The 26,681-nt window shown below is 72.3% G+C and carries 19 protein-coding genes and 1 pseudogene; 10 read left to right on the plus strand and 10 right to left on the minus strand.

Annotation, left to right across the window (positions count from 1 at the left end; translation table 11 throughout):
• Positions 1-65: 65 nt before the first annotated feature.
• Positions 66-830: a cobalt-precorrin-6A reductase gene (locus tag ACFYXC_RS21825; RefSeq protein WP_388906020.1), complete on the minus strand. Its 765-nt coding sequence runs from the start codon at positions 828-830 to the stop codon at positions 66-68.
• Between the two features lie 85 nt (positions 831-915).
• Positions 916-1,563, minus strand: a complete 648-nt coding sequence (locus ACFYXC_RS21830) for a TetR/AcrR family transcriptional regulator (protein ID WP_389553704.1) — start codon at positions 1,561-1,563, stop codon at positions 916-918.
• Positions 1,564-1,709: 146 nt separating this feature from the next.
• On the opposite strand from ACFYXC_RS21830, the gene ACFYXC_RS21835 reads away from it, so the two are divergent.
• The 4 genes and pseudogenes from ACFYXC_RS21835 to ACFYXC_RS21850 all read left to right on the plus strand — a co-directional run bounded on the left by ACFYXC_RS21835 (position 1,710) and on the right by ACFYXC_RS21850 (position 7,241).
• A complete protein-coding gene (locus tag ACFYXC_RS21835) occupies positions 1,710-2,597 on the plus strand; it encodes an NAD(P)-dependent oxidoreductase (RefSeq protein WP_389553748.1) in 888 nt (295 codons plus the stop codon).
• A 61-nt stretch (positions 2,598-2,658) separates the two neighbouring features.
• Positions 2,659-4,608 carry a glycoside hydrolase family 9 protein gene (locus ACFYXC_RS21840; protein WP_389553705.1) on the plus strand — a complete coding sequence of 650 codons (1,950 nt, stop codon included), beginning with the start codon at positions 2,659-2,661 and terminating at the stop codon, positions 4,606-4,608.
• Between the two features lie 69 nt (positions 4,609-4,677).
• Positions 4,678-4,989, plus strand: a pseudogene (locus ACFYXC_RS21845) (methyltransferase domain-containing protein); the annotation flags it as partial.
• Positions 4,990-5,171: 182 nt separating this feature from the next.
• The gene (locus tag ACFYXC_RS21850) at positions 5,172-7,241 is read left to right on the plus strand and encodes a flavin monoamine oxidase family protein (RefSeq protein ID WP_389553706.1); all 2,070 of its coding nucleotides are present in this window, start codon (positions 5,172-5,174) and stop codon (positions 7,239-7,241) included.
• Between the two features lie 108 nt (positions 7,242-7,349).
• Here the strand turns inward: ACFYXC_RS21850 and ACFYXC_RS21855 are convergent, their stop codons facing one another.
• The 8 genes from ACFYXC_RS21855 to ACFYXC_RS21890 form a co-directional block, all read right to left on the minus strand.
• Complete coding sequence (locus tag ACFYXC_RS21855; protein ID WP_388906011.1) at positions 7,350-7,832, minus strand: hypothetical protein; 483 nt, start codon at positions 7,830-7,832, stop codon at positions 7,350-7,352.
• 205 nt (positions 7,833-8,037) lie between these two features.
• On the minus strand, positions 8,038-9,243 hold the full coding sequence (locus ACFYXC_RS21860; RefSeq protein ID WP_389553707.1) for a glycoside hydrolase family 64 protein: 1,206 nt from the start codon (positions 9,241-9,243) through the stop codon (positions 8,038-8,040).
• A gap of 240 nt (positions 9,244-9,483) precedes the next feature.
• Complete coding sequence (locus ACFYXC_RS21865) at positions 9,484-10,518, minus strand: hypothetical protein (RefSeq protein ID WP_389553708.1); 1,035 nt, start codon at positions 10,516-10,518, stop codon at positions 9,484-9,486.
• Positions 10,519-10,605: 87 nt separating this feature from the next.
• The gene (locus tag ACFYXC_RS21870) at positions 10,606-11,892 is read right to left on the minus strand and encodes a TRAP transporter large permease subunit (RefSeq protein WP_389553709.1); all 1,287 of its coding nucleotides are present in this window, start codon (positions 11,890-11,892) and stop codon (positions 10,606-10,608) included.
• A 3-nt stretch (positions 11,893-11,895) separates the two neighbouring features.
• On the minus strand, positions 11,896-12,510 hold the full coding sequence (locus tag ACFYXC_RS21875; protein WP_389553710.1) for a hypothetical protein: 615 nt from the start codon (positions 12,508-12,510) through the stop codon (positions 11,896-11,898).
• Between the two features lie 92 nt (positions 12,511-12,602).
• Positions 12,603-14,777 (minus strand): hydantoinase/oxoprolinase family protein, encoded by a 2,175-nt coding sequence (locus tag ACFYXC_RS21880; RefSeq protein WP_389553711.1) that lies wholly within the window; start codon positions 14,775-14,777, stop codon positions 12,603-12,605.
• 205 nt (positions 14,778-14,982) lie between these two features.
• A complete protein-coding gene (locus tag ACFYXC_RS21885) occupies positions 14,983-16,593 on the minus strand; it encodes an FAD-dependent oxidoreductase (protein WP_389553712.1) in 1,611 nt (536 codons plus the stop codon).
• 230 nt (positions 16,594-16,823) lie between these two features.
• A complete protein-coding gene (locus ACFYXC_RS21890) occupies positions 16,824-17,924 on the minus strand; it encodes a LacI family DNA-binding transcriptional regulator (RefSeq protein WP_388905995.1) in 1,101 nt (366 codons plus the stop codon).
• A gap of 481 nt (positions 17,925-18,405) precedes the next feature.
• On the opposite strand from ACFYXC_RS21890, the gene ACFYXC_RS21895 reads away from it, so the two are divergent.
• From ACFYXC_RS21895 to ACFYXC_RS21920, 6 genes are all read left to right on the plus strand, one after another.
• Positions 18,406-19,824, plus strand: coding sequence for a glycoside hydrolase family 76 protein (locus tag ACFYXC_RS21895; protein ID WP_389553749.1), 1,419 nt, complete (start codon positions 18,406-18,408; stop codon positions 19,822-19,824).
• A gap of 123 nt (positions 19,825-19,947) precedes the next feature.
• On the plus strand, positions 19,948-20,637 hold the full coding sequence (locus ACFYXC_RS21900; protein ID WP_389553713.1) for a LysE family translocator: 690 nt from the start codon (positions 19,948-19,950) through the stop codon (positions 20,635-20,637).
• 402 nt (positions 20,638-21,039) lie between these two features.
• Positions 21,040-23,205, plus strand: a complete 2,166-nt coding sequence (helR, locus tag ACFYXC_RS21905) for an RNA polymerase recycling motor ATPase HelR (RefSeq protein WP_389553714.1) — start codon at positions 21,040-21,042, stop codon at positions 23,203-23,205.
• A gap of 124 nt (positions 23,206-23,329) precedes the next feature.
• Positions 23,330-25,162 carry a thiamine pyrophosphate-requiring protein gene (locus tag ACFYXC_RS21910; RefSeq protein ID WP_389553750.1) on the plus strand — a complete coding sequence of 611 codons (1,833 nt, stop codon included), beginning with the start codon at positions 23,330-23,332 and terminating at the stop codon, positions 25,160-25,162.
• Positions 25,163-25,280: 118 nt separating this feature from the next.
• Positions 25,281-26,060 carry an SDR family NAD(P)-dependent oxidoreductase gene (locus tag ACFYXC_RS21915; RefSeq protein ID WP_388905985.1) on the plus strand — a complete coding sequence of 260 codons (780 nt, stop codon included), beginning with the start codon at positions 25,281-25,283 and terminating at the stop codon, positions 26,058-26,060.
• A 38-nt stretch (positions 26,061-26,098) separates the two neighbouring features.
• The gene (locus ACFYXC_RS21920) at positions 26,099-26,641 is read left to right on the plus strand and encodes a DUF1707 domain-containing protein (protein WP_388905983.1); all 543 of its coding nucleotides are present in this window, start codon (positions 26,099-26,101) and stop codon (positions 26,639-26,641) included.
• Positions 26,642-26,681: the final 40 nt, after the last annotated feature.

Consider the following 26,681-nt stretch of genomic DNA (forward strand, 5'->3'; position numbering starts at 1 on the left):
GCATGTCGGCAGCCAGCGCCAGGTGCGGCAGCCCCGCGTCAGGTGTCGGCAACCCGCGTCGCGTGTCAGCGCGCGTCCGGGAAGGCGCTCCGGCCGAGGCGTCGCGCGACCCACAGCGCCGCCGATCCGGGATCCTCCACCACCGGAACACCCGCCGGAACCGGCGGCCGACGGACCATGACCACCGGCAGCCCGGCCTCCCGCGCGGCGGTCAGCTTCGGCGCGGTGGCGGCACCTCCGCTGTCCTTGGTCACGACGACGTCGATGCGGTGGCGGCGCAGCAGCGCACGCTCCCCGTCGAGGTCGAAGGGCCCCCGGTCGAGCAGGACTTCCATGCGGGGCGGATGCGGGGGCTCCGGCGCGTCGACGGACCGGACGAGGAACCACGGCTCGCGCAGTCCGGCGAACGCGGCCAGCCCCATGCGCCCGGTCGTGAGGAACACCCGCCGCCCCAGCCCGGACAGCAGCTCCGCGGCCTCTTCCAGCGAACCGGCCTCGTGCCAGACGTCCCCCTCGACCGGTGTCCAGCCGGGCCGGCGCAACGCCAGCAGCGGTACGCGGACGGTGGCGGCCGCGCTCGCCGCGTGCAGGCTGATCGTGCCGGCGAAGGGGTGGGTGGCGTCGACGAGCACGTCCACCGCGTGCTCGCGCAGCCACACCGTCAGACCTTCGGCCCCGCCGAAACCCCCGACACGGACCTCGCCCGGGGGCAGCCGGGGTCCGGCGACCCGCCCGGCCAGGGAACTGGTCAGGTCCACACCGGGCGTGCCGTGCAGCAGCCCGGCCAGCTGCCGGGCTTCCGTCGTTCCGCCGAGTACCAGTACGTGCATGGAGATCCGGGTCCGTTCATGAACAGTGAAGTGCGGGGCGCCGGAGCGCCGGAGCCGAGCGGCGCGCTCGGGCGGCGCGCGACCGTCAGCCGGCCTCGCCCACCGCCGCGTCGCCCGCAGCCGCCTCGGCCACCTCCGCGCCGCGCACCGCCGCGTCGAGGACGGGGCCGAGTTCGTCGGCCACGGTCGTCAGCGCGCGGACGTCCCGCTCGGCCCGCGCCATGAGGATCGCCCCCTCCAGGGCGCTGATCATGAGCGTCGCCAGTGCGTCGGACCGCCCGGCGGGGACGCCCAGGTCCGTCAGCGCGCGGGCCACCGGCGTGGTCCACGTAGCGAACGCGGCGGCCACGGCCTCCCGTGTGGACGCCGTGGACTCCGCGCAGTCCACCGTCGCGGCGGCCACCGGGCAGCCGCCCGCGAACCCGTCGGACTCGTACTCGTCGGTCCACTGACGCACCATCTCGGCGAACAGGCGGCCGGGCGTCGGCTCGGACAGCGCGGCCAGGAAGCGGTCGACACGGTTGCCCGCGTACCGGCCGGCCCAGCCCACCGCCTCGTTGACGAGCTGCTCCTTGCCACCGGGGAAGTAGTGCTGGAGCGAACCGCGTGGCGCCCCGGCGTGGACGGCGACCTCCCGCATGCCGGCGGAGGCGACTCCGCCGCGCCGGATGAGCTGGGCCGCGCTGAAGACCATCCGCTCGCGCGGCCCGCGCCCGGTCGTCCCCGCCGCCATCTCCGACCTCCAGCACCGGTGGCGATTGTTCCGGCGCCACTCTATGACGACCGTCATGACCGCGGCTACCATGACCGCTGTCATAGTCGGTCTGTCGGCTCCCGCTGCCGGCTTCCGCCGTGCCGGTCGAGGAAGGGCAGCGCATCGTGTACGTCGGTTTCGTCGGTCTCGGAGTCATGGGACGGCCCATGGCCCTCAACCTCGCCCGCGCCGGCACACCCCTGGTCGTCTGGAACCGCACCCCGGCCAGGTGTGCACCCCTGACGGCCGCCGGAGCCGAGGCCGTCGCGAGCCCCGCCGAGGTCTTCGACCGGGCCGGCACGGTGATCCTCATGCTGGCCGACGAGGCCGCCGTGGACACCGTGCTCGGGCGCGGCACCCCGGACTTCGCCCCGCGCGTCGCCGGGGTCGTCGTCGTCCACATGGGCACGACCTCGGCGGAGTACTCGGCCGCTCTCCAGGACGACATCCGGGCGGCGGGCGGACGTTACGTCGAAGCCCCGGTCTCCGGGTCCCGGGTCCCGGCGGAGCAGGGGCAGTTGGTCGGCATGCTGGCGGGCGACGGTGCCGCCGTGGACGCCGTGCGGCCCCTGGTCGCCGCCATGTGCCGCGAGACGTTCGACTGCGGAGCGGTGCCGGGCGCGCTGCTGATGAAGTTCTCGGTGAACCTGTTCCTGATCACGCTGGTGACCGGCCTGAGCGAGGCGTTCCACTTCGCCGGCCGGCACGGACTCGACCAACGCCTGCTCCAGGACGTCCTGGACGCGGGCCCCATGGCCAGTGCGGTCTCCCGGGGGAAGGCTCCCAAGCTGCGGACCCGCGACTTCACCGTGCAGGCGGCGGCCGCGGACGTCCTCAAGAACAACCGGCTGATCGCGGAGGCCGCTCGAAGGGCCGGAATCGCCTCCCCGCTCCTGGACATCTGCCACACCCTGTACGGCGAGACGGTCGAACAGGGCCATGGCGGTGAGGACATGGCCGCCGTACTGCGCGCCCTGGAGACGCGGACCGACAGCGCCTCCGTGTCCCCCTGACGCGACCGCGGGAGCCGGCCCGGGTTTGGCCATCTCATGAGGGGTCCGGCACCGTAGGCGCATGATCTCTTCGCGCACACCCCGGCTGGTTCTCGCGGCGGCGGGACTCGGCATCCTGCTCGTCGCCGCGGGCCTGTACGGTCTGCCTCTCGGCGACGGCGCCGAGGATCCCCCGACCGGGGTGGCCGTCAGGGTGGACCAGGTCGGCTATGTGCGCGGCGAGACGAAGCGCGCCTACGTCATGGGGCCCGCGACCGCACTGGCGGGAGCGCGCTTCGAGGTCGTCGACGCCCGGAACCACGTGGTCACGGCGGGACGGCTCGGGTCCTCCACCGGCCGCTGGAACGCGCGGTACTCCTCGGTGCGCACCGTCGACCTCTCCGCCCTGGACACCCCGGGCACCTACCGCGTCGTCCTGACCGGAACCGCGGCCGGCCGTTCGCCCGCCTTCCGGGTCGCCGGCGCCCGCGAGCTGATGGCCCCGCTCGTCCGGGACAACGTCCGCTTCCTCCAGGCGCAGCGCGACGGAGCCGATGTGCTCCCCGCCGCCCCGCGGGACGGCCGGTCGCCCGCCCTGCGGCACGGGCCCTCCCATCTCGCCGACCGGGACGCGGCCGTCCACGCCCCGCCGGAGTACGACGAGGAGGGCACCGAGCTGCTCGACGAGCGGCTGACCCCGACCGGTGACCGGGTCGACGTCTCGGGTGGCTGGTTCGACGCGGGAGACTTCCTCAAGTTCACCGGCACCACCTCCTACGCGACCGCCGCGCTTCTGCTCGCGCAGCGCGACGTGCCGGACATGATGGAGCTGTCCGCGGAGGCCACGCACGGGCTGGCCTGGCTGGACCGGATGTGGGACGAGGACACCGGGACGCTCTACGCGCAGGTCGGCGTCGGCGTGGGCAACGACGCCGTACGCACGGATCACGACGTGTGGCGGCTGCCGGAGGCCGACGACCGGCTCGACGTGTCGCCCGGTGACCCGGACCACACGATCAAGCACCGGCCGGTCTTCCGTGCCGCCGAGCCCGGCGAGGTCATCAGTCCCAGTCTGGCGGGGCGGGTCACCGCGGCCTTCGCCCTCGCCGCGCAGCGGGCCGCCGCCACGGACGAGGAGGAGGCCCAGGACTGGCTGGACAAGGCCGCGGAGGTGTACGCGCTGGCCGACACCGACCCCGACGGGCCGCCCCTCACCGCGATCCCGTCGGCCTTTTATCCCGAGGACTCGTGGCAGGACGACATGGAGTTCGGCGGCGCCGAACTGGCGTTGGCCGCACGGGAGCTGGGGGACGACCGGGAGAGCGGCTGGGCCGACGACGCGGCCGTGTGGGCCCGGGAGTACCTGCGTTCGGACGTCCGGGGCACGCTCGGCGTCGCGGACGTCAGCGCCCTGGCCCACGCCGACCTGGCCACCGTCCTGGACGGCGGCCGGGCGCACGGGATCGGGGCCGAGGACCTGTACGAGGATCTGCGCCGCCAGCTGGAGGACGGTGTCGCCCGCGCCGCGGACGACCCGTTCGGGGCGGGCGCCGTCTACGACGACTTCGACGCCGTCCCGCACACGTTCGGGCTGGTCGCCACCGCGCGCCTGTACGCCTCGGCCACCGGGGACACCCATTACGCGGCCTTCGCGGGCCGGCAGCGGGGCTGGGCCCTCGGAGCCAACCCGTGGGGCAGCAGTTTCGTGATCGGTGCGGGTGAGGTCTTCCCGCACTGCCCGGAACACCAGTTGGCCAACCTCCGCGGCAGCCACGACGGCACAGGTGCCATTCTGCGGGGTGCCGTGGTCAACGGCCCCAACGGTGCGGCGAAGCTGGCGGAGCTGAACAGCTTCCCGACCATGAGGAAGTGCGCGGCGGCCCCGCCGGCCGGGTCCTGGAAGGACTTCGACGGCAAGGGGGCGCGATATCTGGACGACGTCGGTGCCTGGCAGACGGTGGAGCCCGCTCTGGACTTCACCACGACGGCGCTGCTGGCCTTCGTACTGACCGCACGGTCCGACGACCGGTAGGTGCCGCGCGCCGTGGAATCATCGGTCCGCCGGGCAGGACACGATCGCGGTGAGGGGCGGCAGGCGGACATGGCCACCGAATGGAAGTGGGACGACACGCTGTTCCCGGGTACCGCCGCCCACTACCGGCGCGGGCGGCTCCCGTACGCCCCCGGGCTGGCGGACGCCCTCGCCGACGCCCTGGAACTCGACGGGCGGGGACGCCTTCTCGACGTCGGCTGAGGACCCGGCGTCCTCGCCCTGGACCTCGTCCACCTGTTCGGCGAGGCCGCCGGTGTGGACCCGGACCGCGGGATGATCGCCGAGGCCGCTCGCGAGGCGGCCGAGAACGGGGCCGGCGGGAAGACGCGGTGGGGCGTACTCGAGGCGGAACTGCCCCCGGTCTCCCGGAACGTCGTCCCCGCGCCCGGCGGAACAGCGAACATCCGTTCCGCGCCCGGACGTTGACGGGCGGGGGCGAACGTTGACAAGGCGCCTCACCATCCGACGTATCGGGTGGTTTGAGCTCCTCGTCCGTGTGAATGCCCTGGTTCCGCGCCGGTCGTGCGCCGAGCATGATCGCGATGACTACACACGACATGAACACCCCAGACGCGGACCTTCCGGACCGGACGAACACGGACCTGCCGGGCGGACGACACCAGGCGTCGGACGCCACGGACACGGACACCTCACCTCTCCCGCCCCCTCGGACGCCCGGCACGCCGCCCACCCGGCGTTCCGTCGTCACGGTGACCGGTGCCACCGCCCTCGCCGCCGGACTCACCGCCGCCACCGTCGCGCCCGCGACCGCCCTGACCCCTGCCGTCCTCCCGTCGGCGGCACCGGCCGCGACGCCGCCCGGTGTCGATCCCGCCTCGTACACCAAGGTCGCCCGCGCCATCGTCGTCTACGACGAGCACGACAAGTCCCTCGTCCCGTCCTATCTGAAGGCCGTCGAGAACGGTCTGCCGCCGAGCCGCGCCAGGGCCTCGAAACGAGTCCTGATCGTCGGGGCCGGACCGGCCGGACTGCTCGCCGCCGACCTGCTCAACCGGGTGGGCCACGACGTCGTCGTGATCGAGGCCAACGACAACCGCGTCGGCGGCCGGATCAAGACCTTCCGCAAGGGCGGCCACGAGAACGGGGAACAGCCCTTCGCCGACCCCAGGCAGTACGCCGAGGCCGGGGCGATGCGACTGCCCGACAGCCATCCGCTGCTCATGGCGCTGATCAAGAAGTTCGACCTGCCGCGCCAGGAGTTCCTGCTCGTCGACGTGGAGGTCGACAACCCCACGAAGCGCGCCAACCGCACCTGGATGCACATCAACGGCGTCCACATGCGCCGGGCCGACTACGAGAAGCACCCCGAGAAGATCAACGACACCTTCGGCGTCAAGGGACCCAACCGCACGAAGACCGCCTCGGCCATCCTCGCGGCCGCCCTCGAACCGGCGCACCTGCTCATCCGCGGCAAGGAGGGAAGGGCCCTCGTCGAGGGGTGGGTCAAGGTCCTCAAGCGGTACGGCCACTGGTCCATGTACCGGTATCTCACCGAGGTCGCCGGGCTCGACACCCGGACCATCGACCTCATCGGCACCGTCCAGAACCTGACCTCGCGCCTGCATCTCTCCTTCCTGCACAGCTTCCTGGGCAGCGCGCTCATCGACCCCAAGACCAAGTTCTGGGAGCTCAAGGGCGGCACCGCGGTGCTCGTCGACGCGCTGTACGCGCCGGTGAAGGGCAAGGTGCGACTCGACCGGCGGGCCGTACGCATCGAGCGCGGCGGCGGCAAGGTGAAGGTGCACACCGTGTCGGAGGACTGCCAGACCGGCAAGGGGGGTGTCACGGAGGTCTTCGAGGGCGACGAGGTGATCGTCACCGTGCCCTTCTCCGGACTGCGCCACGTGGCCTTCGACCCGCCGCTGACCTACGGCAAGCGCCGGGCCATCACGGAACTGCACTACGACGCCGCGACGAAGGTGCTGATCGAGTTCTCCCGGCGCTGGTGGGAGTTCACCGAGGAGCAGTGGAAGGAGGCGCTGGACTCCATCGAGGACGGCCTCTACGCCAAGTACGAGAAGGGCCGCATCAGGGACGGCAGACACCTCGGCGCACACCGGTCCGTGCGGGATCTGGGGGCGACCCTTCCCGGCGAACTCAAGAAGTGCTTCACCGCCTTCCGTCCCGCCGGGAACGGCGATCCGGAGGCCGCTCATGTCCGGGGCGGCGGCTCGGTGAGCGACAACGCCAACCGCTTCATGTTCTTCGAGCACGCCCACCCGATGGAGGGCTCCGACGGAGGCATCGTCCTCGCCTCGTACAGCTGGTCCGACGACGCCCTGAAGTGGGACGCGTACGCGGACGAGGAGCGGTATCTGCGCGCGCTGGCCGGGGTGCAGGCCGTCTTCGGCCGACGCTGCGAGGTGTTCTTCACCGGCAAGTGCAAGACCCAGTCGTGGATGCGCGACCACTACGCCTACGGCGAGGCGTCCGTGCTCTTCCCCGGCCAGCACGCGGAGTTGTTCCCCGACATCCCCACCTCGGAGGGGCCGCTGCACTTCGCGGGGTGTCACACGTCCGTCAAGCCCGCCTGGATCGAGGGCGCCCTCGAATCCGCCGTCCGCACCGCGCTGAAGGTGCACACCGGCTGACAGTGCCCGCCCGGGGCCCCGCCGGCCCCGGGCCCGGCACCCCGCCCGAGGTGCCCGAAGTGTCGCACAGGCAGGCACAGAGCGTGTCTCCCGGGCCGCGCCCCGCGCTCAGCGGGCGGCCAGGTCCTGGATGGTTCCGCCGACCTTCACCCGCAGGGTCTCGAGCGTCTTCGGCTTCCCGCTGATGGCCCATTGCGGACCGACGAGATACTTGCCCCCGTAGATCGCCGCACTGTCGAGCCACGTCAGCTTGTACTTCTCCGCGGGGAAGGTCGTGATGAGGTAGTCGCCGTCGGCCGAGCGGCAGACGCCCTCGCGCAGTTCGTCCGCCTCGGTGCGGATCGTGACCTCGCAGCCGGCCAGGTCGGCGATGACCTCGACCTTCGCCGGCGCCACGACCCCGGCGGAGGGAGCGGACATCGCGGATTCCTCCGATGTCCCGGCCTTCGCCGCACCGTCCCCGCCCCCGCCGCAGGCCGTGGCCAGTGGCAGCAGGGCCAGGCCGGCGGTCAGGGCGGCGCCGCGCACCGTGCGGGCGACGAGGGTGCGGCCGGTACGTCCTCGCTGTGACTGTTGCGGCTGCTGTGGCACGTGCCTCTCCGTGTCCGTGCTGGTCCCGCTGGTGCGGGCATGGGTCCACGGGGTGGTACGGAGGAGAGGTGCCGGCTGTTCAGCACGGCCGCCCCCGCGGTCGTCGTCCACGACGGCCGCGCACGCCCGGCGGCCCGGGCCGTCGGCCTGGTCCGGAGACCGCCGCCCGCCCGGGCCGCCTGTGAGGACTCGCCGTTGTCGTCGCTCAGCTGAACGGGTCGAGTGTGATGTAGGCCGTCTGCGGGTCGCCGTCGTGGACCAGCGACTCATGGGCGCCGACGTCGTCGAAGGCGAAGCCGTACGCCTTGCCGTCGGCCATCTGCTCGTGGATCTTCTTGGCGTAGTGGTTGGTCACCGCGTCCTGGTAGAAGCCCGCGTTGCTCGTGTCGGGCTGGTTGGGATTGGTCAGGAGCGTGGAGCGGTTGTAGCCCGCGCACAGGGTGCGGGAGATCGGACCGCGCACCAGGTCGTTGGGCGCGTCCAGGTGCTTGTAGCAGCCGAAGACGCTGTCCGAGTCGGGCTTCTGGAAGGAGGTGACGACGGCGCCGGAACTGTTGGTGAAGTTCATGACGTTGCCGGAGACCCGGCCGAAGTACTTGGTGCCCGGCTGGTTCGCGAACGGGGTCACCGTCAGTGTGGACGAGGCGTACTTGCTCCACACCCGGTTGATGTAGTCGTTCATGACGGTGCCGGGCAGGGCGCCCGCCTCGATGCCGTGGCCCGGCGCGAGGGCGCGCAGGATCGTGCCGTCGGACCGGGTCCTGATGAGGCCGGCCCAGCCGCCGGACTGACCGCGCAGGGAGTTGAAGAAGGCGTTGTAGCCGCCGGGCTTCAGGTGTCCGGTGGTCTTGACCGCGCCGGCGGCGGTCTTGACGCCGACCGCGTAGGGGGCCGAGAACATGTCGACCTGCGTGCTGTTGATCCACAGCCCGGAGTCGTTGAGGGTGTACTCGGTCCAGTTGAAGAGGATGTTCGCGTTCGGGTCGCTCGGGTTCTGCACCGCGGGCTGCACGAGACCGCCGGTGGTCAGCTTGAAGACGAGCTTCTGGCCGTACGAGAAGTAGACCCGGCCGGAGAACTTCGGCATGCGGATCGTCCTGCTCTGGCCGTTGGCCGGCCCGGCGATCGACGCGTCGGGCGCGGGGGTCGGCGGGTTGCCGCCCGCGGGCCAGGCGTGGAACGTGCCGTTCGCGTCGGCCCAGCCCTGCTGGCCGGTCGAGAGCAGGGTCCCGATGACATAGACGTAGACCTGGTCCCCGCGCCCCGAGTTGTTCTTCAGCTCGAGCGGGATGGTCGTCGGTACCGCCGCGGCCGCGGCCTCGGCGTGGGACACGGGGCCCACCGCTGTGAGTCCTGTGCCGAGGGCCGCCGCGGCGGCCAGCGCCACCAGCGTTTTCCGTAGGGGAAGCATGCTCGTCCTCCTGCCAGGTGGCCTCATCACCACCGGAGTTGATGTGCGACGGATGGACGGACGTGTGGGGGGCCGCGTCCCGCCGGAGCGGAGGTACGGAAGAAGCGGACCCTGACGGTCCATTGAGAGCGCTCTCAGAGTGCCCCCATGAACAGGACACGTCAAGGTCTAGACCAACATCGGTTACGGTCGGGCGCCGGACCGGTCCGGGCCGGTCCGACCCGGGCCCGGCCCGGTCCGTCAGCCGCGGGCCATCGCGATGGAACCCGCGAGGCGGTCCCCCGCCTCGTAGATCATGTACGGGACGCCGCCGTCCGTACCGAACGACGGGGCGGCGGCGCGGCCGCTCTCCGGCGCGGTGGACACGGAGTTGTAGAAGACGCCGAGATGCGCGCGCCTGCCGAAGTCGTTGCCCACCTCGGTGATCATCAGGTCGCCGCCGCTGCTCTTGTCCTTGTTGTAGACGACGTACGTGCTGTTGTTGCGGTACAGCAGGTGCGGGCCGCCGATGTTCACGGCGCCGACGTCGCTGTGCCGGACCAGCGGCTGCTGGTCGAAGGTCCAGGTGCGCCCGTCGGCCGACCAGCCCCAGTGGATGTCACGGTGGTTGCTGGTGTTGTTCAGCATGAAGACCATGACGAAGTGGGCGCCACGGGAGGGCAGTTCGTGCGGGAAGACCCGGGCGTACGAGGTCTCGGTCGTGCCGGCGGGCAGCATGGACGTGGACAGGACGACCTTGTCGTAGGTGAAGTTGACGCCGTCCTGGGAACGGGCCAGCCGTGTCGTCGTGTTCTCCCCGTGGAAGTACATCCACATCTCCCTGGCGCTCTCGTGCCACATCACGTGCGCGGAGGCGACATGGCTGACGGAGTAGTGGGGTGACCACTTGTTCGCGACGATCGGGTTGCCCGGGTACTCCGTGAAGGGGCCCTCCAGGGAGTCGCCGTACGCCAGGCAGATGCCGCCGGGCGCGTCGTGCGGCCCGTAGTACAGGTAGTACCTGCCCAGCGGGTTGGGGATGCGGCCGGCCGTGCCCCTGACGCACGGGAAGATGATCTCGCCCGTCGGGTTGTACTTCAGCTGGGACGGCTTGAGCAGGGTGCGGACGTGGGTGTAGTCGGGGAACCCGCCGGGGGCGGCCGCGGCCGGCGCTGCGCCGCCCTCCGCGGCATGGGCGGACGCGGCCGGGGCGGCGAGACTGCCCACGGCCAGGGCGGCACCGGTGGCGGCACCGGCGCGCAGGAACAGACGACGGCCGGGACGCGGCTCGTTCATGGTCGACTCCAGACTCCGGAAGGACGGGCGGGAAAGAGCGGGGAAGAGGGAAGGCAGGGAGAGAGGTACGCGGCCAGAGGCAGGTGGTCAGAGGTACGTGGCGGCGGTGACGCACAGCCCGCCGAGGGCGACCGCCCACACGTACGGGAGCGTGCGCACCATGACCTGTTGCGGGGAGACCCCGGCGTACTGGGCGGCCCACACGGTCTGGGTGCTGGTCGGGTCGGCGACCCCGAAGACCTGGTTGTACGAGGTGGCCATGCCGAGCACGACCGCGGCGGGGTAGATCCCGGTCGAGATGAGGACACCAGCGATCCCGGCGCCCAGCCCGAACACGTTCAGCGGTCCGCGGTAGAGGCACAGCGGCACGAGCAGGGTGAAGACGCCCACGAACAGCACGGCGTTCTGCGGGCTGACCGCCTTCACGAGCGGTTCGAGCGCGTCGACGGCGCCGGGGAGTTTCACCGCGGCCAGCAGGATGCCGATGGCGATGAACAGGGCGATCGGCGGGGCGGCCACCTCGAACCCGCCGTACAGGGTGCGCAGCAGCCGCTTGTTCATCTCGCGGGGGCGGGTGGTGGTGACCAGCGCGTACAGCACGCCGGCCAACAGGGAGGGGATGATGGCGAGTTCGAGACCCAGCGCGAGGACCAGCGGCACGGCCGGGGTGAGCAGCGCGTACCAGGGCGCGTCGCCGAGGCGTTGCCGGCGGGTCGGTGAACCGGGCCCGTCCTGCACGGACTTGAGGGACCAGGTGTGCTCGACGCCGCGTCGCCGCGACTCGACGAACACGTACAGGACCGCGGCGACCAGGGCGAACGGGAACAGCTTCACCATGAAGCCGCGGACCGTCGGTACGGGCAGTTCCAGGGCGGTCGAGAAGAACTGCCACAGCGGCAGCTCGAAGGGGATGCCGACGGCGATGCCCATCAGGATGGTGCCGGCGGCGGTCACTTTCGGGATGCCCACCGCGATCATGGCCGGGATGCCGATGAGGCCGGCCAGCATCGCGGCGGGGGCGGACCCGGTGACGGTGCCGACCAGGGCGGATACCGCCAGCACGCCGAGGGCCACGACGACCGGGCGGTCACCGCCGAACTCGACGATCTTGCGGACGAGGGTGGCCGCGACGCCCGTCTCCTCCAGGAGTTTGCCGAGCCACGACCCCAGCACGATGGCGATCATGGTGGCGGCCAGCGCGGGCGCGCCCTCCTGCAGCACCGTGTCGAGGACGCTGTTCTCGCCGGTCAGCCGGGCTCCGGCCACGAAGGCGATGACGACGGCGAGGAGGACGAGCGCGAACGCCGTCGGCAGCTTGCGGGTGAGCATGGCGGCGACACCGGCGGCCATGACGAGCAGGATGACGACACCCATGGCTCAGTTCTCTCTTCCGGGTGCGCCGACCGCGGCGGCGAGCGCGGCGGTCAGCAGGAGGGGGCTGCGGCCGAGTCCGCAGACGGCACGGGCGTAGGCGTGGGCCGCGATCTCCTCGGCCCCCGCGACATGGGCGAGGACACGGAAGCGGCCGAGGCGCAGTGCGGTGTGCCCGATCGCCTCCTTGAGCGCGGTCCGCGTCCGCTTGTGGTGGAAGTGCTCGTGGGCGGTCTCGTGGGCGAGGGCCGCGGCCCGGACGGATCCGACGGGGTACCAGGAGCGCCAGCCGAGTTCGTCGATGAGCTGTTCGGCGCGGTCGACGGTGTCGGTGCAGATCTCGACGGTGGCGGGACGCGAGGTGTAGCGGGCGAGCAGCAACTCGTCGAGTCCGTCGTCGCGTTCCACGATCCGGGCATGGCACGGGCCGGGTTCGAGGGCCGCGCCGAACGCGTCGGCGGCCTCGGCCCAGCGGCGCAGCAGTGCGGGGTCCCGCCCTTCGTGGGTGGGCGTGGCGGCGAGCAGGCGTACCGCGAGGTCGAGGTCGTCGGCACCGGTGACCGGGTAGGCGCCCGTGGCCGGGTAGGTGCCCGTGCCCGGGTCGGCGGCGGGTGCGATCACGGGTCCGTGTGCGGGTCCGGGCGCGGGTGCAGGTTCAGGTGCGAGTGCGGCAGCGGCAGTCTTCGTCGCTTCTGCCGCCGCGCGGGCGCGGGTCATGAGCGCACCTCCACGACGGCCACCACGGGCTCGTCGGCGGCGCGGTCGCGCATCTCGCTGCGGGCCAGGGCGAGCAGCGGCTGCGGGTCGAGGACGCCGGAGAGGTCCGCGATGCGGGAGCCGAGGAGCAGGCGCAGTGCGGGGGCCCGGACGCCGCCGTCGCCGTACGACGTCGCCTCGCGGACGAGGTTGCCGAGGAGTTCGGGGGCGGCTCCCACGGTGGTGGCGGCCACCTGCGCGTCGGCGGCGTGCAGGCGTACGACACCGTCGGCGTCCACGACGCGCACGGGGTGCCGGGTAGCCCGCAGCCGGCGCCGCACCTCGGTGCCGTAGACCGTGTGGGCCGGTGTGCCGGCGAGGACGCGGACCCGGTCCGGGTCGGTCTTGAGGCTGGCGGCGGCCGCGGCGAGGCGGTCGGTGTCGTCGGCGCTGTGCGAGCGGTCCTGGGTCCGCAGTTCGGTGGCGCCGGTGGCGACGGCGCGGACGGTGCTGGTCTGCGGGTCGACGGTCACCTCCACCTCGACGCCGTCGGCCGCCGCGCCCTGGGCGACCACGGCCCGCTCGGCCTCGGCGCGGACGGCGAGGATCTGTTCCTGGGTGGCGCCGGGGATGATCCGTTCGATCTGCTCGCGCACCAGGGCCAGGGCCACGCCGATCGGGCTGATGACCTCGTTGTGGCGGGCGATCCTGCCCTCCATGCCGGTGAGCGCCGCGAGGTGCGGGGTGACGGTGGCCGCTCCTCCCCCGCCGCCGACGAGGACCGCGGTGTCGGGGTCGAGGCGGTACTCGCGTACCACCTTGTCGACTACGGCCCTCACCTGCTCGGCGCCCGCGTCGAGAATGCGGGCGGCGGCCGTGGCCACGTCCACGCCCAGGGCCTCGGCGAGCGGCGCGACGGCTGCCTGCGCCACCTGCTGGTCGCAGTGCGCGAAGTCACCTTCGGGAACGCGGCCGAGCGCGTTGGCGGCGCAGGTCATGGTGAGGGCGTACCGGCCGCCCGCCGCGTCCAGGACGGCGTAGTCGGCGGGGTCGTCGGCCATCGGACGCACCGTGGCGAGGGTCGCGTCCCGCAGCTCGGCCGGGTCGGCGAAGCAGGCGTAGGGCAGCCCCGCGATGTGGGCGCTGCGCGGCCCGACGGCCGTGACACGGGCCCGTCCGCCGCGGGCTCCGTCGCCACGGGCCGGCTCGCCGCGGCCCAGCTCGACACGGATCATCGAGCCCCCGCCGACACCGACGGTGCGGACGTCGAGGGCGTTGAGGTACGAGCTCCTGCCGAGCATGGTGGCGTGCCGGACGGCGACCTTGCCGCGGCGTACGACGCTGATGTCGGTGGAGGTGCCGCCGGTCTCCAGGAAGACGCCCTCGCTGATGCGCTCCTGCATCAGGGCGCCGGCGACTCCGGCGGCCGGGCCCGACAGCACGGTCAGCAGCGGGCGCCGGCGCATCTCGTCGAGCGCCATGACACCGCCGTCGCAGCGCATGACCATGAGCGGCGCGGTGATGCCCGCCTTGGTGATGGAGGCGTCGACGAGGTCGGCGGTGGCGAGCATGCGCGGCAGGATGGCCGCGTTGACGACGGCGGTACGGGTCCGCTTGTGCAGCCCGTACAGCGAGGTGATCTCGTGGGCGGCCGTCATGGGGAGCCCGGCGGAGCGCGCGGTGTCCAGTACGGCCCGCTCGCCCTCGGGCCGGTCGACGGCGAACGGCTCGGTGGCGACGACGACTTGGGCGCCCGCTGCCGTGACCTCGTCGACCGCGGCGCGTACGGCACCCTTGTCGTCCGGGTGGGACACGTGGGCGTAGACGAGCGGCAGCCGTTTGCCGGGGGCGAGTTCGAGGCGGCCGAGCGCGGCGAGCCGGCGGGTGAGGACGGCGCCGGGCCCGGTGCCGACACCGATCAGGCCGACGGTGGCGACGTCGCCCTCCAGCAGGGCGTTGGTCGCCTGGGTCGTGCCGTGGGCGAGGAACGCGACGTCGGCGGGGTCGCGGCCGACCTGCTGGAGGAGCCGGTCCAGTGCCTCGACGATGCCGTGGGCGACACCGTCCTCGTGGTGCTGGCTGGTGGGGACCTTGACCTGTCCCAGCAGGCCCAGTGTCGTGGCGTCCACGGCCACGGCGTCGGTGAACGTTCCGCCCACGTCGATGCCGACGCGGATTCTGTCAGTGGTCATGTCCGGGCACCTCCTTGTGCTGTGTCAGTCATGCGCGGGCCATGGCCGGGCGGGCGTGACGGGCGAAGCAGCAGCCCGCCCGGCGCGGGCACGCGGTACGGCGCCAGAAGCCGCCGTGTACACCGTGGTTCGGTCGTTCAATGAGCCCGTGGGCCCGGTCGCCCTGGGGCTCCGAGGGCTCCGGGGGCTCCGCCGACTCCGCGAGTCAGTAGCCCCGTACGTCCGGCCAGTGGCGCTGCACGCCGTCGCGGTCGAGCCGGCGGGCGAACTCCTCGAACCGCTTGTCCTCGGCCTGGACCTGCCCCGGTTCGACGTCCTCGTCCAGGCAGTGGGCGGCGAGCGCGCCGACGACCTCGCCGATGTTCCACTCCACCGGGTGCAGCCGGTAGCAGCCGTTGGTGATGTGCGTCGTGCCGATGTTCTTGCCGGCGGGCAGCAGGTTGCGCACGCGCCTCGGCACCAGTGCGCCGAGCGGGATCTCGAAGGGCACCGAGCCGATGTCGATGTAGTTGTCACCACCCGTCGAGGGGTGCAGGTCGATGCGGTAGTTGCCCACCCCGACCGAGTCCCGGTACCTGGTGCCGCCGTAGGGTCCGACCAGGTCGATCGCCACGTCGTGCTCGGTGACGGTGGTGACGGCCTCGATACGGCGTGACTCCCGGACATAGGGAGCCTTCGCGAGGCCGTCCGGGGTGCCGGTCACGTCCGGGCGAGGACGCAGGCCGGGGAACCCGGTGCCGCCGTCCTGACGGGGCGCCTCGGTCTGCAGCCAGTACAGGACGGACAGCGACAACTGCCGTGCTCCGGCGACCGCCTCGGCCCCGGTCCGGGCACCCGCCCCGACGAGCGGCTTCAGCCAGTAGTCGTTGAGCGGCCAGTTGACCAGGGTGATGTCGGAGTCGAAGGCGCCCGGGCGGTGCAGCCCGCGGGCCAGGATGCGGCGGAAGCCCCACAGTTCCTTGTCGCCGGCGTCGGCGCTCTGGTCGGCGCTCACGGCGAGCGGGTCGAGGTCCGGGTTGGGCACGAAGGTGCGCGGCACGGACTCCAGGGACCGGGGGTCCGGGGCCTCGAAGCCGAGCAGCGGTCCCGGCCAGAAGTCCGGCCGGTACTCCCGCCAGAAGCCGTAGTCGGCGGGCCGGTCGACGGTGTGGTCCTCGCCCTCGTGATGGGAGAGCGCGAAGCACACCGTGATGCCCTGCTGGTTGAGCGGCTGGGCCTGCTCCGGGGCGTGGGGTTCGTCGTGGGCGGAGCGGGCCTCGGCCCCCACGACGTGTTCCACGCCCGCGAGTTCGAGGAGTTCGCCCGTCTCGGTGGCGTCGATGACATAGCGGGCGGTGACGGTGACCTGCCTCCCGTCGTTGCGGTGCTCCAGCGTCACGGACCGTACGACATCGTTGTCCGCCTCGGCCGCGAGGGGCCGGTGGTCGGTGAGGACGGTCAGCCGTCCGGCGGCCCGGTGGGGCGCGAGCATCGCCTCGATGACGGCCAGCGCCACCCGCGGCTCGTGGCAGAGCTTGCTCACGCGTCCGGCGCCCGGGTTGAGGTCCGTCAGGGCGAGGGCCTCGGAGCGCAGCGGGTACCACTGCCGGTAGAACTGCCGGATGCCTTCGCGCAGTCGGCGGTAGGTGGCGGTGGTGCCGAACTGCTCCACCCACGGGTGCTCGTCGGGCGGGACGGCCTGTGAGGTGAGCTGTCCGCCGAGCCAGTCGGTCTCCTCGGTGAGCACGACGCTGCGTCCGGCGCGGCAGGCGGCCAGCGCGGCGGCCACGCCGCCGAGTCCGCCGCCCACGATGAGGATGTCGGCCTTCGGTATCACGCTTCTCCTTGCGGGGGGTTCCCGGTGGTCCTCGGTGGTGCCTGTGGCTGATCGATGGTGGTGTGGCCGGTGCTGTCGCCGGTCCGTCGCCGGTGCCGGCCGCCGGCGGCCCCCTGCCGGGCCCGCTCCGGATCTCAACGCCGCTGCGGCGGGCCCGCTCCAGGTGTCAGCGCCGCTCCGGCGAGCCCGCTAGAGATGTCAGCGCCGCTCCGGCGGGCCCGCCCCGGATGTCAGGGCGGCTCCGGCGGGCCGGCGGTGGTCGTGCCGGGCCGGAAGGCGCAGGCGACCAGGGGTTCCTCGGCCTCCTCCCCCGCCACGAGCGAGGCCAGCATCCGGACCGCGGCCGCGCCCAACTGGTGTCTGGGCACGTCGAATCCGGTGGGCGGCGGACCCTCGGCGAGGTCGGGCGGCGGGCTGCCGAGGAGGGCGAGGGAGAGATCGCCGGGACAGGTGAGGCCCGCGTCGTCCACTGCGGTGCGCAGGGCCCGCCAGGCGTTCCCGGTGTCGGTCTCCTCCGCGACGAACGCGGTGACACCCTCGGCGATCCAGCGGCGCAGCCGTTCGGCGGTCACCTCGCGCCGCGGGTCGGCGCCACGCAGGACGGCCTCCGGCCCGCCGGCCAGTCCTGCCGCCTCCAGCCCTTCCAGGAAACCCCGTTGACGGTCCGTGGAGGCGGGCGCGTCGTCGTCCTCGCGGACCAGGACGATCCGGCGGTGCCCCAGTGACGCCAGGTGCGCGACCACTTCGCGGCTGGCGCTCACATAGTCGGCGCCCACCCACGCGAGTCCTTCCAGCTCTTCGCGACGCCCGAGGTGCACGACCGGGAACCCGTCGGCGACCATCCGCTTCAGCTCGGCGAGCGGCACATGCCGGCCCAGGAACAGACATCCGTCCGCGAGCCGCACCCGGTTCAGCGCCTCGGGACCGGCCGCCCCGGCCCCGCCGGAGCTCGAACCCGTGAAGAGCACCAGGTCGTATCCGCGCGCGGCGGCCTCCCGTTCCACCCCGACGAGGAAGGGGTAGTACGAGTGCTCCACGTCCGTCGGAAAGGTGGCGGTGAAGCTGTAGACGCCGAGCAGGTTGTTGCGGGCCGCCGCCAGCCGCTGCGCGGCCACGTCCGGTACGTAGCCGAGGCTGCGCGCCGCCTCCAGCACCCGCTGCCGTGTCTCGTCCGAGATCGCCGACCCCTGTGCCTTGTCCGACAGGACGAGCGACACCGTGGCCTGGGAGACCCCGGCCAGCCTGGCGACCTCCGCCTGCCGCGGCCGGACCGGACGTCCGCCCGCCGCGGGGGTCCGCCCCCGCCTGGGTCGCTTACCGGACTGTTCCACCGTGCTCCTCACCCCGGCCGGGACCGGCCTGCCGACCGGCCCCGGCCGTTCGTTCGTCGTCTGCCTGGCTGTCCGCCTGACGGACTGTCGGTCTCACGGACTGTCGGTCTGACGGGCCGTCGGTCTGACGGACGTGTCGGCCTGTTCCAGCCACTCCAGCCACTAATGCGTATAAGTAATGCGCATAACCTGAACTCTGGAGTGCACGCACGGCATCGGTCAAGAGGTGCGACACAACTTCTCAGGACGTCGAGGGAAGAGTCGCCGCAGCGACGGGGAAGGGCTCCCACACGGCACCGGCCCCGGCGAACGGCATATTCGTCCAGACCATTGACGTGTCCCCGACACGCGGTTAGCGTCCACGCCGATCCTTTCCAAGGACCAGCCCCTGTGCCCCACCGCAGTGTTCGGCCAGCCTCGGGAGTCCCCCATGCGTGCCACGAGATCCTCACTCGCCGCCCTCGCGCTCTCTCTGACAACGATGTCAGCCCTACTCGTCCACACCGCGCCGCCCTCCTCGGCAGCCCCGTCGGCGCCCGCGGCGACGGTGTGCAACAAGTACTGCGACGCCCGGGATCCGGCCCTCAGCGGCCAGGACCGCAGGCCGGTCACCGCCGCGCTCTTCTCGCGCACGTTCGTCCTGCACTTCAACGACGCCGACGCCATGGGCTGGGCCTCCGTGGGCAACGGCAGCCCCGGGGACGAGGTGTGGATGGACCGCTCCTTCGACGGCGGCCGCACCTGGTCCTCGGACAGCCGGCTCGGCGCGACGAAGGTCCCCGCGGGCCAGACCGGCTGGCGCACCCAGATGTACAACGTCGACGACTGGGCGAACCACGGCGTCGGCGCCCTGCGCGCCTGCGGCAAGGCCGCCGACCGTCCCGACATCGTCTGCACGCCCTGGGCCAGGTCCACCTGGAACGCCGGCGACCGGCGCACCGCGGCGGCCACCGCGCAGATGCAGTTCTACAACTACGGCACCGGGCTGTTCGACACCACCGGCTGGTGGAACTCCGCCAACGCGCTGCACGCCGTCATCGACAACATCCGGGTCACCGGCATGCAGAGCTACCGGTACGCCATCGCCCGCACCTACGACCGGCAGATCAACGCCGCCGCCGGGCAGTTCCGCAACGAGTACATCGACGACACCGGGTGGTGGGGCCTGACCTGGATCGCGGCCTACGACCTCACCGGCGATCCGCGCTACCTCGCCACGGCACGGGCCGACGCGGACTACATGGCGTCCTACTGGGACGGCACCTGTGGCGGCGGGGTGTGGTGGACCACCGCGAGGACGGTGAAGAACGCCATCCCCAACTCCCTCTACATCGAGCTCAACGCCGCGCTGCACAACCGCATCCCCGGCGACACCGCCTACCTCCAGCGCGCCAGGGCGGGCTGGAGCTGGTTCCAGGGCACCGGCATGATCAACGCCGACCAGACGGTGAGCGACGGCCTCAGTCTGAGCACCTGCAAGGTCGGCGACAGCACGGTCTGGTCGTACAACCAGGGGCAACTCATAGGCGGGCTCACCGAGTTGCACAGGGCCACCGGCGACTCCTCCGTGCTCGCCGCCGCCCGCCGGATCGCCGACGCGAACACCGTCTCCGGCAAGCTCAACACCGCGGCGGGCATCCTCAGGGACCCGTGCGAGAACGGTGACTGCGGCGGCGACGGCCCTTCCTTCAAGGGCGCCGACGTACGCGGCCTGGCCAAGCTCAACGCGGCGCTGTCCGACCGCCCCTACACGGCGTACCTCAACAGGCAGGCGGCGCAGGCGTACGCCGCCGACCGCAACGCCCTCGACCAGTACGGCCTGCGCTGGTACGGCCCCCTCGACAGGACGGACGCCGCGCGCCAGCAGAGCGCCCTCGACCTGATGAACGCCGCGTCCTGAACACCATCGCGTCTCCACCCGGCGCCCCGGCCCGGGTGGAGACGACCGCATGACCCGCACGCACCGTGGAACTCCATGCGTCACGTGTGCCCGAAGGCCGGACGCACAGGACGGAGCGGGCTGATGGCGGTCGACTTGACGGGGTTCCTCGGCGTGGTGCTGCTCGCGTACCTGATTCCCGGCCCGGACTTCCTGGTCATCGTCCGGGCGGCCGCCCGGCGCCCGGCACTGGGCAGGGCGGCCGCTCTGGGCGCCCAGGGCGGGTTGTGCGTCCACATGTGCGCCGCTGCCCTGGGCCTCTCCGCGATCGCCACCCGCTCGGCGTTCGCCTTCACCGTGATCAAACTCGCCGGAGCCGCCTACCTGGTGTACCTGGGCGTCCGGGCCCTGCGCGACGCCCGGCGCCGCAACCGCGCCGGGGCCGTTGAGGGGCCAGAGCCGGAGGTACGCTCACATTCCGCCGTGGAAAGCGGCCCCACCACGGGCGGCGGCCCCGCTGCCCCTGCCGGGAGACAGCTCAACCGGCGCGACAGCTTCCTGGAGGGCTTCCTCACCAACGTGCTCAATCCCAAGGCGGCCCTGTTCTTCCTCAGCGTGCTGCCCCAGTTCGTCGGCCAGGGCGGTTCCCTGACCCGGCAGATCTTCCTTCTGGGCATCCTCGACGTGGCCGTCGGGGTCGTCTACTGGCTCGCCCTGGTGGGCGTCGCCGCCCGCCTGCGCACCGTGCTCGGACCGGCCTGCCGCCGCCGGTGGGAACTCGTGAGCGGCTGGCTGTTCATCGCCATCGGGGCCGGTGTCGCGGCGACCGAGTGACGATCGGGCGCCCCGGCGGGGATGCGACCGACGGGGGTGCCACCGGGCACTCCCCCATCAAAGCGCTTCGACAGCGGGATGTACGCCACAGGAGGCCGGGCGGCCTTCGACTGGTTCGCGTTGCGACAGGAAGGGCTACCCACTCCTCGCCACTCTTAACTTATAGCGCACCGGGGGGCTTGCGGCAAGGCCCCCGTCGTGCCGCACAATCGCTGGCCTGGAGCAACTGCCTGCGGAAATGGGAGATTCACCAAGTGCGTGTCTTGTTGTCGGTGCATGGGTCGTGCGATGCCGTCGAACCGGGGGTGGGACGCACACCGCGGTCACCGGCGGGCGGCACCGGGGTGCGGGCGTGCGCACCGGCCACCTTCGCGGGCGTGCGCCCGGATCGGAGTCTGTGACATGGATGCCCTGACCACCAGCGCGTTCGACCTGCCCGAGCATCTCGCCCACAAGGACGACCCGCGCCTGATCGGCGGCGACGAGCAGCACTTCGCGGCCATCGCGGAGAGCCTGGAACAGGCGATCGCCGAACTGTCCGACCGCCTCGCGACCGAGCGCAGGGCGCCGGGCGGCACCGGCCGGGAGGCCATGGAGCGGGACGCGGAGATCCACCGGCTGACCGGCCGGCTGCGTGCCCTGCGCCGCTTCGGTCTCGACCTCTGCCTCGGGCACATCGTCGGCGCGGACGACGCCGAGCCCCTCTACGTCGGGCGGCTCGGCCTCACCGACGGCGACGGGCGCCGGCTGCTGATCGACTGGCGGTCCCCCGCGGCGGAGCCGTTCTTCGCGGCGACGCACGCCAACCCGATGGGGCTGGCGAGCCGCCGCAGGTACCGCTGGACCCGTGGCCGGATCAGCGACTACTGGGACGAGGTGTTCACCGCCGACGGGCTCGAGGGACACGCCGCGCTCGACGACCACTCCGCCTTCGTCGCGAGCCTGGGCAGCACCCGGTCGGCGCGGATGCGGGACGTGCTCACCACCATCCAGGCCGACCAGGACGCCATCATCCGCGCGGGATCCCGCGGGGCCCTCGTCGTCGACGGCGGTCCGGGTACGGGCAAGACCGTCGTCGCCCTGCACCGGTCCGCCTACCTCCTCTACTCCGACCCGCGCCTCGGTCACCGGCGGGGCGGCGTGCTGTTCGTCGGTCCGCACCAGCCCTACCTGTCCTACGTCGCCGATGTCCTGCCCAGCCTCGGGGAGGAGGGCGTGCAGACCTGCACCCTGCGCGACCTCCTCCCCGAGGGAGCCGGCGCGGCGGACGAGACCGACCCGGACGTGGCGGCCCTCAAAGCGTCCGCGGACCTGGTGAAGGCGGTCGAGAAGGCCGTCAGGTTCTACGAGGCGCCGCCCACCGAGGGGATGACGGTGACGACCCCCTGGGCGGACATCTGGCTGAGCGCCGACGACTGGGCCGAGGCGTTCGAGACACCGGGACCGGGCACTCCGCACAACGAGGCACGCGAGCAGATCTGGGAGGCCCTGTTCACGATCCTGCTGGACAAGCACGACGGGGAGGTGTCGCCCGAGGTGTTCCGGCGGTCGCTGCTGCACGACCAGGAGCTGACCGAGGCCCTCAACGGCGCGTGGCCGCTGCTGGAGGCGTCGGACCTCGTCGGAGACCTGTGGTCGGTGCCCGCCTATCTGCGGATGTGCGCTCCCTGGCTCGGCCCCGACGACGTACGGAAGCTGCGGCGCGCGGATCCCCAGGCGTGGACGGTGTCCGACCTGCCGATCCTCGACGCGGCACGGCAGCGGCTCGGCGACCCGGAGGCGGCCCGGCGAAGGCGCCGGCACGAGGCCGTCCTCGCCGCCCAGCGGGACCGTATGGGCCAGGTCGTCGACAACCTGATCGAGGCGGCCGCCTCCTCCGGCGCCGACGGGGACGAGGGCGAGGGGCTGGTGACGATGCTGCGCGGTGAGGACGCCAAGGTCAGCCTGGTCGACGAGTCCGAACTGCTCACCGCCGATCCGGACCTGCTCGCCGGCCCGTTCGCGCACGTCGTCGTGGACGAGGCACAGGAGCTGACCGACGCCCAGTGGCAGATGCTGCTGCTGCGCTGCCCGTCCCGGAGCTTCACCATCGTCGGGGACCGTGCCCAGGCGAGGCACGGGTTCACCGAGTCGTGGCAGGAACGGCTGGAGCGGATCGGGCTCGACCGGATCGACGTGGCCTCCCTGAGCATCAACTACCGGACACCCGCGGAGGTCATGGCGGAGGCCGCGCCGGTCATCCGGGCCGCGCTCCCGGACGCCAACGTGCCCACCTCCATCCGCAGCAACGGCATCCCCGTCGTCCATGGATCCGTCGCGGACCTGGACTCGGTCCTCGACACCTGGCTCGGTGAGCACGCCGACGGGATCGCCTGCGTCATCGGCGATCCCACGTTCCGCGCGACGCCACGCGTCCGGTCGCTGACACCGGCGCTGGCGAAGGGGCTCGAGTTCGACCTGGTCGTCCTCGTCGACCCGGAGGAGTTCGGCGAGGGCATCGAAGGGGCGGTCGACCGCTATGTCGCCATGACCCGCGCGACCCAGCGGCTCGTCATCCTGACGAGCTGACGTTTCCCTCCTCTCCGCTCGGTTACCCAGGCACTGACGTGCTGTCCCCGTCCGCGTGCCCGCCACGGCGCGCGGACGGGGGCCGGGAAGTCACAGGAACCGAAACGGAGTGGCCATGGCCAGCATGAAGGTGTCCGACCACATCCTCCAGCGCCTGCGTGAGTGGGACGTGGAACACGTCTTCGCCTACGCCGGTGACGGGATCAACGGACTGCTGGCGGCCTGGGGCCGGGCCGACAACAAACCGAAGTTCGTCCAGTCCCGCCATGAGGAGATGTCCGCCTTCCAGGCGGTCGGCTACGCCAAGTTCTCGGGCCGGGTGGGCGTGTGCGCGGCCACCTCCGGGCCGGGGGCGATCCATCTGCTGAACGGGCTGTACGACGCGAAGCTCGACCACGTCCCGGTCGTGGCGCTGATCGGGCAGACGAACCGCAGCGCCATGGGCGGGTCGTACCAGCAGGAGGTCGATCTCCAGAACCTCTACAAGGACGTCGCCTCGGACTTCTGCGAGACGGCCATGGTGCCGGAGCAGCTGCCGAACCTCATCGACCGGGCGATGCGCACCGCGTACGCCAAGCGCACCGTCACCGCGGTCATCCTCCCCGCCGACGTGCAGGAACTCGACTACAGCCCGCCGACGCACGCCTTCAAGATGGTGCCGTCGAGCCTGGGTCTCGGGCGGTACGCGCCCGTGCCGGCCGACGAGGACGTCCAGCGGGCCGCGGAGGTGCTGAACGCCGGCGAGAAGGTCGCCGTCCTCATCGGCCAGGGCGCCCGGGGAGCGCGCGCCGAGGTCGAGGAGCTGGCGGAGGTGCTGGGCGCGGGGGTGGCCAAGGCGCTGCTGGGCAAGGACGCCCTGCCGGACGACCTGCCCTATGTGACCGGCTCCATCGGGCTGCTCGGCACCCGCCCGTCCTACGAGCTGATGCAGGGGTGCGACACCCTGCTGGTGATCGGCTCCAGCTTCCCGTACAGCCAGTTCCTGCCGGAGCTGGACCAGGCGCGGGCGGTCCAGATCGACATCGACCCGCACATGATCGGTCTGCGCTATCCCTTCGAGGTGAACCTCGTGGGTGACTCCGGCGAGACGCTGCGGAAGCTGCTGCCGCACCTGCGGCGCAAGGAGGACCGCGGCTGGCGGGAGAAGATCGAGCAGGACGTCTCCCGCTGGTGGGAGGTCATGGGGCGGCGGGCCGCCGTGGACGCCGACCCGGTCAATCCCGAGTACGTCGTGCACGCCCTGGACGCCAAGCTTCCCGAGGACGCCGTCATCGCCGCCGACTCCGGCTCGGCGGCCAACTGGTACGCCCGTCACCTGCGGCTGCGCGGCCGGATGCGCGGCTCCCTGTCCGGGACGCTGGCGACGATGGGGCCCGGTGTGCCGTACGCCATCGGTGCGAAGTTCGCCCATCCGGACCGGCCCGCCATCGCCCTGGTCGGTGACGGGGCCATGCAGATGAACGGCATGATGGAGATGGTGACGGCCGCCAAGTACTGCCACGAGTGGTCCGATCCGCGGCTGATCGTCGCCGTGCTGAACAACGGCGACCTCAACCAGGTCACCTGGGAGATGCGTGCCATGTCCGGTGCCCCGCAGTTCCTGGAGTCGCAGGACCTGCCGGACCTGCCCTACGCGGAGTTCGCCCGGAGCATGGGCCTGGGCGGGGTGCGGGTGGAGAAGCCCGGGCAGGTCGAGGCGGCGTGGGACGAGGCGCTCGCGGCGGACCGCCCCTTCGTCATCGACTTCCGCTGCGACCCCGCCGTACCGCCGATCCCGCCGCACGCCACCCTGGACCAGATCGAGGCCGCGGCCTCGGCGATCCTGCACGGCGACAGCGACCGGAGTTCCATGCTGAAGCAGGGCTTCAAGTCCAAGGTGCAGGAGTTCCTGCCCGGCAGCGGGCGCCGCTCGGGCCGGCCGGACGCCGCGGACGGCGGCGCGCACGACAGGGCGTGAGCCACGTCCGTCCGCCGCCGGCCCTGGCCGGCCGTCCTCGTCCTCGTCCTCGGTCCCGGTCCCGGTCGAAGCACGCCCCGCCGGTCCGTCGGCCGGGGCGTCCTTCTATGGTGCCGCCATGGACTCGCAGCACTACCTCGCAGAACTGTTCTCCCTGGAGGGCCGGGTCGCCCTGGTGACCGGAGGCAGCTCCGGCATCGGCCGCGGCATCTCCGAGGCGCTCGCCCGCGCCGGGGCGAGCGTCGTGATCGTGGCCCGCAAGGAAGCCGAACTGGCGGCCACGGTCGACGAGTTGACCGCCCTCGGCGCCAGGGCGGCCTGGGTCGCCGGGGATCTGAGCACCCGGGCGGGAGTACGCGACGCGGCCGAGCAGTGCGCCGGGGTCTTCGGTGAGCCCGACATCCTCGTCAACTGCGCCGGGGTCAACCTGCGGCCGCCCATGAGCGACCTGAGCGAGGAGGTCTGGGACAGCACCATGGCGCTGAACCTCGACGCGCCCTTCCTGCTGGGCCGGCGCTTCGGACCCGGCATGGCCGAGCGGGGCTTCGGGCGGATCATCCACATCACCTCGCAGCAGGCCCACCGCGCCTTCGTGCAGAGCGGTGCCTACGGCGTGTCCAAGGGGGCGCTGGAGTCGCTGGCACGTTCGCAGGCGGAGGCGTGGTCGCCGTACGGCGTCACCGTCAACACGCTCGTCCCGGGTTTCGTGATGACACCCCTGAACCGGCGTCTGTCGTCGGACCCCGAGAAGGTGGCGGCCCTGGCGGCCCGCACGATGGTCGGCCGCAACGGCCTGCCGGCGGACTTCGCGGGCGCGGCGGTCTTCCTGGCGAGCGTGGCCTCGGCCTACGTCACCGGTCAGTCCGTCCACGTGGACGGCGGCTTTTCCGTCCACTGATCCGGCGCGTCAGGGCGCTGCGGCATTAGAGTGACACGGTGACCTCTCTGCCGAAGGACGCACAGCCGCCGGTCGGCGAGGCCGAGCGCGACACGGCCGTACAGCGCCTGCAGGACGCGTACGCCGAAGGGCACGTCTCGCACGAGGAGATGGACGCACTCCTTCATCGGGCCCTCACCGCCAGGACGCACGACGAGCTGGCGTCGGCGACGGCCTCGCTTCCGGCGAAGGCCCCGGACAGCACGTCCACGATCGGCGCCCTCGGCGGACGGATCAAGCGGAGCGGCGCCTGGCGGGTCCCCCGGTTCCTCACGGTCGAGTCCGCGATGGGACGGGTCCGGCTGGACCTGTCCCGGGCGGTCATCGAGCATCCGGTGGTCGACATCGAGCTGCGGCTCGGCACCGGACCGGCCAGGATCACGGTGCCCCGGGACGCGGTGGTCGACCTGGAGGGTCTGCGCACCACGTGGAAGGACACGCGCTACAGGATTCCGCGGCACCACCGCCCCGGCGGACCGACGATCCGGATCTCCGGCGTCATGGGGATGGGAAGGCTGAGGGTCCGTCACGCGCGCCGTTGAGACGACGAGTTCGCGCGTTACCGCCCCAACTGGCCCCGTC

Source organism: Streptomyces sp. NPDC002701, from assembly GCF_042889045.1.
GTDB lineage: Bacteria > Actinomycetota > Actinomycetes > Streptomycetales > Streptomycetaceae > Streptomyces.

Bases quoted from the DNA above. Each gene is read 5' to 3' on its own strand.
- ACFYXC_RS21860 (WP_389553707.1), bottom strand. From the start codon at position 9,243: ATGCTTCCCCTACGGAAAACGCTGGTGGCGCTGGCCGCCGCGGCGGCC.
- ACFYXC_RS21840 (WP_389553705.1), top strand. From the start codon at position 2,659: ATGATCTCTTCGCGCACACCCCGGCTGGTTCTCGCGGCGGCGGGACTC.
- ACFYXC_RS21895 (WP_389553749.1), top strand. From the start codon at position 18,406: ATGTCAGCCCTACTCGTCCACACCGCGCCGCCCTCCTCGGCAGCCCCG.
- ACFYXC_RS21900 (WP_389553713.1), top strand. From the start codon at position 19,948: ATGGCGGTCGACTTGACGGGGTTCCTCGGCGTGGTGCTGCTCGCGTAC.
- ACFYXC_RS21850 (WP_389553706.1), top strand. From the start codon at position 5,172: ATGACTACACACGACATGAACACCCCAGACGCGGACCTTCCGGACCGG.
- ACFYXC_RS21910 (WP_389553750.1), top strand. From the start codon at position 23,330: ATGAAGGTGTCCGACCACATCCTCCAGCGCCTGCGTGAGTGGGACGTG.
- ACFYXC_RS21865 (WP_389553708.1), bottom strand. From the start codon at position 10,518: ATGAACGAGCCGCGTCCCGGCCGTCGTCTGTTCCTGCGCGCCGGTGCC.
- ACFYXC_RS21915 (WP_388905985.1), top strand. From the start codon at position 25,281: ATGGACTCGCAGCACTACCTCGCAGAACTGTTCTCCCTGGAGGGCCGG.
- helR (WP_389553714.1), top strand. From the start codon at position 21,040: ATGGATGCCCTGACCACCAGCGCGTTCGACCTGCCCGAGCATCTCGCC.
- ACFYXC_RS21880 (WP_389553711.1), bottom strand. From the start codon at position 14,777: ATGACCACTGACAGAATCCGCGTCGGCATCGACGTGGGCGGAACGTTC.
- ACFYXC_RS21870 (WP_389553709.1), bottom strand. From the start codon at position 11,892: ATGGGTGTCGTCATCCTGCTCGTCATGGCCGCCGGTGTCGCCGCCATG.
- ACFYXC_RS21825 (WP_388906020.1), bottom strand. From the start codon at position 830: ATGCACGTACTGGTACTCGGCGGAACGACGGAAGCCCGGCAGCTGGCC.
- ACFYXC_RS21830 (WP_389553704.1), bottom strand. From the start codon at position 1,563: ATGGCGGCGGGGACGACCGGGCGCGGGCCGCGCGAGCGGATGGTCTTC.